This is a genomic window from Tissierella sp. (assembly GCF_052089545.1).
Lineage (GTDB): Bacteria > Bacillota > Clostridia > Tissierellales > Tissierellaceae > Tissierella_A.
In genome coordinates this window covers 1-7,597 of record NZ_JBQDAA010000115.1, presented here as the reverse complement: position 1 = coordinate 7,597, position 7,597 = coordinate 1, and the positions used below count along the sequence as shown (strand labels likewise).

At 28.7% G+C, this 7,597-nt stretch carries 10 protein-coding genes; 9 read left to right on the top strand and 1 reads right to left on the bottom strand.

Going from position 1 to position 7,597, the window contains the following annotated elements; all coding sequences use genetic code 11:
- The 8 genes from ACTHW2_RS08725 to ACTHW2_RS08690 all read left to right on the top strand — a co-directional run.
- Positions 1 to 529 (top strand): hypothetical protein (locus ACTHW2_RS08725; protein ID WP_442263560.1); only part of this gene is annotated, 529 nt, incomplete at its 5' end.
- Between the two features lie 18 nt (positions 530 to 547).
- Entirely contained in the window at positions 548 to 913 is a 366-nt protein-coding gene (locus ACTHW2_RS08720) for a hypothetical protein (RefSeq protein ID WP_442263559.1), read from the top strand.
- 166 nt (positions 914 to 1,079) lie between these two features.
- Positions 1,080 to 1,916 (top strand): PfkB family carbohydrate kinase, encoded by an 837-nt coding sequence (locus tag ACTHW2_RS08715; protein WP_442263558.1) that lies wholly within the window; start codon positions 1,080 to 1,082, stop codon positions 1,914 to 1,916.
- A gap of 270 nt (positions 1,917 to 2,186) precedes the next feature.
- Positions 2,187 to 2,936: an alpha/beta hydrolase family protein gene (locus ACTHW2_RS08710; RefSeq protein WP_442263557.1), complete on the top strand. Its 750-nt coding sequence runs from the start codon at positions 2,187 to 2,189 to the stop codon at positions 2,934 to 2,936.
- A gap of 231 nt (positions 2,937 to 3,167) precedes the next feature.
- Complete coding sequence (nth, locus tag ACTHW2_RS08705; RefSeq protein WP_442263561.1) at positions 3,168 to 3,812, top strand: endonuclease III; 645 nt, start codon at positions 3,168 to 3,170, stop codon at positions 3,810 to 3,812.
- Positions 3,813 to 3,931: 119 nt separating this feature from the next.
- Positions 3,932 to 4,783 carry a YitT family protein gene (locus ACTHW2_RS08700; RefSeq protein ID WP_442263556.1) on the top strand — a complete coding sequence of 284 codons (852 nt, stop codon included), beginning with the start codon at positions 3,932 to 3,934 and terminating at the stop codon, positions 4,781 to 4,783.
- Between the two features lie 240 nt (positions 4,784 to 5,023).
- Positions 5,024 to 5,164 carry a hypothetical protein gene (locus ACTHW2_RS08695; RefSeq protein WP_442263555.1) on the top strand — a complete coding sequence of 47 codons (141 nt, stop codon included), beginning with the start codon at positions 5,024 to 5,026 and terminating at the stop codon, positions 5,162 to 5,164.
- Between the two features lie 31 nt (positions 5,165 to 5,195).
- A complete protein-coding gene (locus ACTHW2_RS08690; RefSeq protein ID WP_442263554.1) occupies positions 5,196 to 5,726 on the top strand; it encodes a methylated-DNA--[protein]-cysteine S-methyltransferase in 531 nt (176 codons plus the stop codon).
- A gap of 186 nt (positions 5,727 to 5,912) precedes the next feature.
- Here ACTHW2_RS08690 and ACTHW2_RS08685 read toward each other — a convergent pair whose 3' ends face one another.
- Positions 5,913 to 6,308 (bottom strand): VOC family protein, encoded by a 396-nt coding sequence (locus tag ACTHW2_RS08685; RefSeq protein WP_442263553.1) that lies wholly within the window; start codon positions 6,306 to 6,308, stop codon positions 5,913 to 5,915.
- Positions 6,309 to 6,572: 264 nt separating this feature from the next.
- Between ACTHW2_RS08685 and ACTHW2_RS08680 the strand changes: the two genes are divergently transcribed.
- Positions 6,573 to 7,502, top strand: a complete 930-nt coding sequence (locus ACTHW2_RS08680; RefSeq protein ID WP_442263552.1) for an MDR/zinc-dependent alcohol dehydrogenase-like family protein — start codon at positions 6,573 to 6,575, stop codon at positions 7,500 to 7,502.
- Positions 7,503 to 7,597: the final 95 nt, after the last annotated feature.

Here is a 7,597-nt window from a genome sequence, read left to right as displayed (position 1 = left end):
TACTAATAATGTTGAAAAAGAAAATTCAGAAGCTAAAAAAGAGGAAAAGGAAGAAAAAGGAATACGTTCAAATCCTATTAATGTAGGGGAGAGTGTTGAATGGGAAGTCAAATTTTATCCTGATATTGATGATTGGGATGCATTAGAAGGATTAGCAAATGTAACGCTTAATAAGGTATATGAAGGAGAAGAAGCTTTAGAAATGATCTATTTTGGTTCTGATGCTTTAGAAGATGTAGAAGAAGGATATATCTTTGCAGTAGCAGATATCACTGTTGAATTGATTGAAGGTGACGAAGATAATCCATATAAAACTAGCTTTGAAATAGCTAGTGTTTCAGAAGATGGTAGAAAATCTCCATTTGCTTATACAAGCTTGGCAGAGAAATATGAAGAAAATGAATACACTGACTTATATCCTGGTGGAAGAGTTGATATAAAACAAGCTTTTTTAGTAGCAGAAGGGGAAGACTTTTTAGTAGAGATTGAAGAGAATATAAGTGGATCTAAATTTTTTAAACATAAATAATATATAAGGGAGGTTTATATGAGCGATCAAACACAAACGATTAAAAAGAAAAAGAATAAACTAGCATTAATTTCCTGGGTTTTATCATTATTATATGTAATTTATTTAATAACTTACTTTGGCGAAGGCATAGGAGATGGTACAAGTTCGGAACAAGCAGGAGCTGCAATAGCTACAGCCTTAGTACTACCACATATGTTGACAGTTGGAATTGGACTGATTTTTAATATCTTAGGTTATTTTTTAAATAATAGGGCCTTTGTTTTGGTAGGTGCAATACTTTATAGTGTATCAATATTACTTTTTATCATGTATTTCATGTTTGTTATCATACAAATGATCTTATCATATGTTGCTTTTGCAAAGATGAAAAATAATAATTGATATAAGATTGAAAAAATATATTAATAAAAACATTTTAGTCTCTTAACTTAAGAGACTAAAATGTTTTTATGTTTTCCTAACTTATAATATATATGATATACTGATTGGGTGTGTAGAATTGATAAAAACTTAAGAAAATATATAATGTTATTTTGGAGGTAGGTTTATGAAAGAAAATAAAATTTTATTAGTTTCAGATTTTGTAGGTGTGGGAAAAGTTGCCTTGTCTGCTATGATTCCAATTTTAAATACAATGGAGGCCAATGCTTCTTATCTACCAACTGCTATGATATCTAATAATTTCGACCATGGAAAGGCAGTTGTAGAAGAACTTACAGATTTCATGGAAAATAGTAAAAATACATGGAAAGAGTTAAATTTTCAGTTTGATATAATAACTACTGGTATAGTTATGAATACAAATCAAGTAGATACTATTAAAGATATTATTAAATATCATGATAAAAAACCTTTAGTAATTTCTGATCCTATAATGGGGGATGATGGTAAATTATATTCAGGTTTATCAATGGACTTGATAGAAGCTTCAAGATTAATGGCTTTGGAAGCTGATATAATAATACCTAATCTTACAGAGTTTAGTTTAATAGTTGGAAGAGATTATCCTGATCCAGAAAGATTAGAACATTCTCAATTAGTAGCTTGGCTAGAAAAAGCAAGAGGTAGAGGAGTTAAATCTGCTATTATCACATCTGTACATATGGGAAATGAATATTATGTATATGGATATTCTAAGAATGAAGATATTTTTAGAGTGAAGATTGATTATGTACCAGTTAGAGTAGGAGGAGCTGGAGATATATTTACTTCTTTGATAATAGGTAAATATACAAAAGAACAAGATCTTAAAAAAGCGGTAGAATATGCTACAAAAACTTTAACTGAAATTATAAAAAAAGAATATCAAGAAAGTGTTATTATAGGCCAAGTGAATGAGATAAAGATTCAAAATCATCTTCAGTATATATACAAAACTTTATAAGTTAAAAAATAATTATAAAATTATTATAAGAAAAGCTATGATTTGTTGTGACAAATCATAGCTTTTTAATAAACTTTTATCTTTTTTCTTGATTTCAGCACTGCTTCTGCTAGAGGGTCTTCTAAGTCTTGAGTTAATTTTATAATAATAGGTATATTATATATTGGGGTAAAAAAGATATAAATTTATAGTAAAGTGTATAATAATTTTTAAAATACAAGTTTTAAGTAACCATCATAATATGAAAAAGTATAAAGGGGATGTTTTAAAATGCAACAAAGAGTAAATATTAAAAATAAATATGATAAGAATTTGTCTGCAATTATAGAAATGCCTGAAAATAATACTAAGGATTTTATTATTATTAGCCATTGTTTTACTTGTTCAAAGCTATACAAATTATACAATAATATTTCAAAAATTCTTGTAGAAAGTGGTTATGGTGTTGTAAGATATGATGTTATGGGGCTTGGAAACAGTGAAGGTGATTTTGCTAAGACTAGCTTTTCTACCAATGTTGAAGATTTAGTGGCAATTTATGATTATATATCTGAAAAATATAAAAAGCCTAGCTATTTATTTGGGCATTCACTTGGGGGCTTAGTATCGATAAAAGCTTCTAATATGCTAGAATTTGTTAAGGGTGTTATAACTGTTGGAAGTCCAGCAGATTTTAATAATCTAATTAAAATTTTCTCGAATTATGAAAAACAGTTAAAGAAAAAAGATAAGGTAGTTGTTAACCTAGCAGGAAGAAATATTAACTTTGGACTAGATTATTTAAAAGATTTACAAAATAAAAGTTCTGAAAAAATTATTAAAGAATTTAATAAAGAAATAATTATCTTTCATTCAAATAAAGATAAAACAGTGCCTTATAAAGAAGGGATCAAACTATTTAACCTAGTTAAGTCCCCAAAAAAATTTGTTACTTTAAAAGATATAGATCATCTGGCTGGTAATAAGGAAGATTCAAAATATATTGGAGATATTTTATATACTTGGCTAGAAAAATTTTAAAATTAATAACTATTACTTTAAAATATAAGTTAAAAATGTAAAAAGTTTAAATGAATAGTTTTAAAGAAGGGTTCCTATTAATCTTTATAGATAGAAAATCTATAAAGATTAATAGGAATATATGAGGGTAAAAGTTATATATGTTATGCTTAGAGGATGATTATATGAATATAGATATAGTAGTTATCTTAGCATTAGTTACAATAAATTTAAGGAGGCAATCATGTGGAAATGACGGTAGAAGAAGTATTAGATGTTTTATCTTTTGAATATCCAAGTCCCAAATCTGAATTAAATTATAAAGATACCTTTAGTTTATTAATTGCAGTTATTTTATCGGCTCAAGCCACAGACATATCTGTAAACAAAGTTACACCTGCTTTGTTTGAAGCTTACCCAGATCCTTATAGCTTAGCAAAGGCAAACAAAGAAGATGTTATGAAACTTTTAAACAGTATAGGTTTATATAAAAACAAGTCTAAATTTATTATTGAAGCATCTAAAAAGCTAGTAAATGAATTTGATGGAGAAGTTCCTGGAACAAGAAAAGAGTTAATAACACTTCCAGGGGTTGGAAGAAAAACAGCAAATGTTGTATTGGCTGAAGCTTTTAATACCCCAGCTATTGCAGTAGATACACATGTTTCTAGGGTAGCAAAAAGATTAGGATGGGCAGATGAAAAAGATTCTGTACTTCAAATTGAAAAAAAACTTATGGATATAATTCCAAGAAATAGATGGGCTGATGCCCATCATCAATTATTACTTTTTGGAAGATATAATTCTACAGCTAGAAATAAAAGAAATGCATATGAACTTTTAATTGAATTAAAAGAAAAACATGATAAAATAGCTAAGGATACAAAAGGAAATTAAGATAAAAGGTCTTGCTTTTTATAAAGGCAAGACGCTTTGCTTTTATATTTTAAATTTTTGAAAATGGATTGGACGTATTTATAAATGTCCTAATAATTAAATAATGAAAGGATGGTTATATGAAACACGATGAAAAATGGTATGTGACCCTATTTTCTTACATAGTAATAGCTATAGGTTCAGTGATATTAGCAACTGGGCTTCAGTACTTTCTAGCTCCTAATACTATAGCACCTGGAGGGGTAACAGGATTTGCAATAGTAATAGAAACGCTCACTGATGTGCCAATTTATATAACAAATTTGCTAGTTAATATTCCCTTATTTATATTTGGAGCAAAATACTTGGGGAAAACTAGAGCGATTAGAACGGCCTATGCTACTTTAATAGTGTCAATTGCCTTAAAATATTTACCGATAATTCCTCTTACTCACGATCTTTTACTTTCAGCTTTATTTGGTGGGGTATTGACAGGGACTGGGCTAGGTTTGGTATTTAAATTTGAAGGAACAACTGGTGGGTCAGATATAGGAGGAGCAATGCTAAATAAAAAGTTTCCAGGACTTAGTATAGCTAATTTTATGCTTGTAATAGACCTAGCAGTAGTTATATTTTCAGGATTAGTAGAAAAACAAATAGAAACTGCCCTTTATTCTGTAATAGCTTTGTATGTTTCAGTAAAAGTAATTGATACAGTTTTAGAAGGTATTGGATACTTAAAAGGATTTTATATAATTACAGATAAACCAGATGAAATTGCAGATATACTTATGAAGGAATTAAATAGAGGAGTTACATCACTAAAGGGTAGGGGTATGTATAGCAAAAAAGACAAAGAGGTACTTTTATGTGTAGTTCCTAGATCACAATTTACTAGAGTTAAGGATATAGTAAAAGAAATTGACCCTAGGGCTTTTGTTATGATTGCTGAAATGTATGAGGCAGTAGGTGAAGGTTTTAAGAAAACTTAAAAATTTTAAACGTTACTAACAGTTTATATTGTATATCTTAATTGCATTATATGCTTATATTAAATCAATACCCAGTATAATAAGTGATAAACAAAAGAGATATTAGCTAAACTGTTTAAGGGTTTCTAGAAAGTTTTTAATAAAAATATATTTAGATAGTGAATAGGGATTTTAAATTAATATATGTATGCTTATGATATAATACATGTATTATATCATAAGGTTTTGATGAAGTTGAATATGAAGATTAAACTTTTGGATAGTATATTTGATAATATAAAGCATATTAAATATCCAAGTAGATTTTATAGAATTAATTGGGAAGATGAACTTTTAGAATTAGATAAAAAACCTATAAATATAGAAGTAGGTTTATTATAAATTGGAAATAAACTTAGTATAAAGATAGGAGATGAATATTATGATTTGTTATTGGGATAAACTTGATTCTCCAATAGGCGTGATTTATTTAGCTGCTACAGATGAAGGTCTAGTATATTGTAATAGTCCTAGGCAAGATGGTTCAAAGATGAAAGAATGGCTTATTAAATATTTGCCAGAACATACTTTAAAAGAAGGTGACAATGAGATAATAGAAAAATCAAAGGCACAATTAATATCTTACTTTTCAGGTGAAAGCAAGATATTAGATGTGCCATTAAATTTAATTGGGACAAATTTTAGAAAAAAAGTATGGGAGGCCCTACAAACTATACCTTATGGTCAAACGAGAACTTACGGGCAAATAGCTTCACAGATAGGAAAACCTAAAGGACCTAGGGCAGTTGGACAAGCTAATCATCACAATCCAATTTCCTACTTTGTACCTTGACATAGGGTAATTGGTGCCGGTGGTGCCTTAGTTGGTTTTGGAGGAGGCTTAGATAGAAAAAGTTGGCTACTAAGCTTAGAAGGTGTTGAACATAAATACGATAATAAATAGGAGTAGATAATAACTAAAGTATATAATCTTTCGTCAAGATATGTAATCCATACTCTAGAGGCAGTTTGAAAGTGGAGATAATTGAAAAAAGATAAAATAAAAGTGCTATCTTTATAATCTTATAAAGATAGCACTTTTATGAAAACAATATATTTATTTCGGGATACTAGCTTTTATATTTAAATATTAAAACAATTCGCTTAATTCTTCGGTCATAAATTGTTGTATTTCAAATTTATATCCTTCTGGCCCTGTAAATAAAAATGATTTTAATTTTATATCTTCGAAAAACTTGATATTAGTTAGATCTTTTAGATTGTAAGATTTTAACTTTTCATATACTTCTTCTATGTTTTTAACAGTCAGACTTATTAGTACTCCGTCTCGATGTTCTACCTCTATAGACCCCTGATTTACATCTACTCCACCGATAAAAGAATCTTTTCCTATTCTCCATACACATGCCCATTTAGGATCATATACTTTTTCCAGTTCTAGAGTGTTTTCAAAAAACGATCTTGCTTCATCCAGTTTATCAAAATATAAAAATGTTATCTGTGATGATAGTTCCATCATACCCATACTTAAGCTCCCTCCAATTTTTATTTGTAAATTTAGTTTATACAATACTGTTCATATATGATATCAAAGGAGAAGATCAAGAGCAATTTAATTTATAAGAGTTAATCTTGATATTTCGGGTATTTACTTCTAATATAGATAAAATATATGTTTATTCTTAAAATTTAGACTATAATTGAGCTTTAAAGGATTAATAATCTATTGATAAGAGGTTAATATTGAATTATAATGAAGATAGGAGCTTAAAAGAAGGGAGGAAATTATATGAAAGCACTATATTATGATAAAAGCCTTCAGTATGTGGAAGATTATCCAATACCAATTATTGAAGATGATGAATCTTTAATTGAAGTTATTATTTCTTCCATATGCAATACTGACAAAGAGATATTAAAGGGCTATAGACCAGACTTTAAAGGAGTATTAGGTCATGAGTTTGTAGGAAGGGTTGTAGAGTCTAATAACCAAAGCTTAATAGGTAAAAGGGTTGTAGGTGAAATCAATGAAAATTGTGGAAAGTGTATCTACTGTAAAACTGGACGACCTAGTCATTGCACGTCAAGAAAAGTTGTAGGAATATCTGGCAAAGATGGATGTTTCGCAGAATATATAGTTATAAAAAATAGACTGATCCATATAGTTCCGGAAAACCTTCCCTCTGAAGTTGCCATATTTACTGAACCGCTTGCAGCTGCATTGGAAATTAAAGAACAAGTTCATATTAAACCTTCTACAAGTGTTGCTATTATAGGAGATGGACGTCTGGCATTTATGATAGCTCAAGTAGTATATTTAACAGGAGCTGATCTTACAGTTGTTGGTAGGCATGACGAAAAATTAAGTTTATTTACTGATTTTGGCAAGGCAACAACAAAGCTAGAAGAAAGCTATGAAGTAGTTATAGACGCTTCAGGATCACCTTCTGGAATAGTAAGCGCACAAAAAATAGTGCGTAAGAAAGGCACCATTATTATTAAGACTACCTATGCAGGAAAAACAGAAGTAGATATCAGTAACTTTGTAGTAAATGAAATTACTATTAAAGGAAGTAGATGTGGTCCATTTGAACCAGCACTACAGTTATTAAAATTAGGCTTAATTAAATTTCCAAAGATTGATTTATATGAGTTAAAAGATTACGAAGAAGCATTCAAATCAAGAGCTTTTAAATCAGGCTTTAGAATCTCAGATTAATTATCCATTAAAAGATTATAATTAATATATTATAATAAATTATTAAAAATTTAATATATTTTTTAATTTTTTTTGATGTTAAAGTTATTACTCCA

Excerpts from the sequence above, each read along its gene's own strand:
- ACTHW2_RS08720 (WP_442263559.1), top strand. The coding sequence starts at position 548 with ATGAGCGATCAAACACAAACGATTAAAAAGAAAAAGAATAAACTAGCA.
- ACTHW2_RS08715 (WP_442263558.1), top strand. The coding sequence starts at position 1,080 with ATGAAAGAAAATAAAATTTTATTAGTTTCAGATTTTGTAGGTGTGGGA.
- ACTHW2_RS08710 (WP_442263557.1), top strand. The coding sequence starts at position 2,187 with ATGCAACAAAGAGTAAATATTAAAAATAAATATGATAAGAATTTGTCT.
- nth (WP_442263561.1), top strand. The coding sequence starts at position 3,168 with ATGACGGTAGAAGAAGTATTAGATGTTTTATCTTTTGAATATCCAAGT.
- ACTHW2_RS08700 (WP_442263556.1), top strand. The coding sequence starts at position 3,932 with ATGAAACACGATGAAAAATGGTATGTGACCCTATTTTCTTACATAGTA.
- ACTHW2_RS08695 (WP_442263555.1), top strand. The coding sequence starts at position 5,024 with ATGAAGATTAAACTTTTGGATAGTATATTTGATAATATAAAGCATATT.
- ACTHW2_RS08685 (WP_442263553.1), bottom strand. The coding sequence starts at position 6,308 with ATGGGTATGATGGAACTATCATCACAGATAACATTTTTATATTTTGAT.
- ACTHW2_RS08680 (WP_442263552.1), top strand. The coding sequence starts at position 6,573 with ATGAAAGCACTATATTATGATAAAAGCCTTCAGTATGTGGAAGATTAT.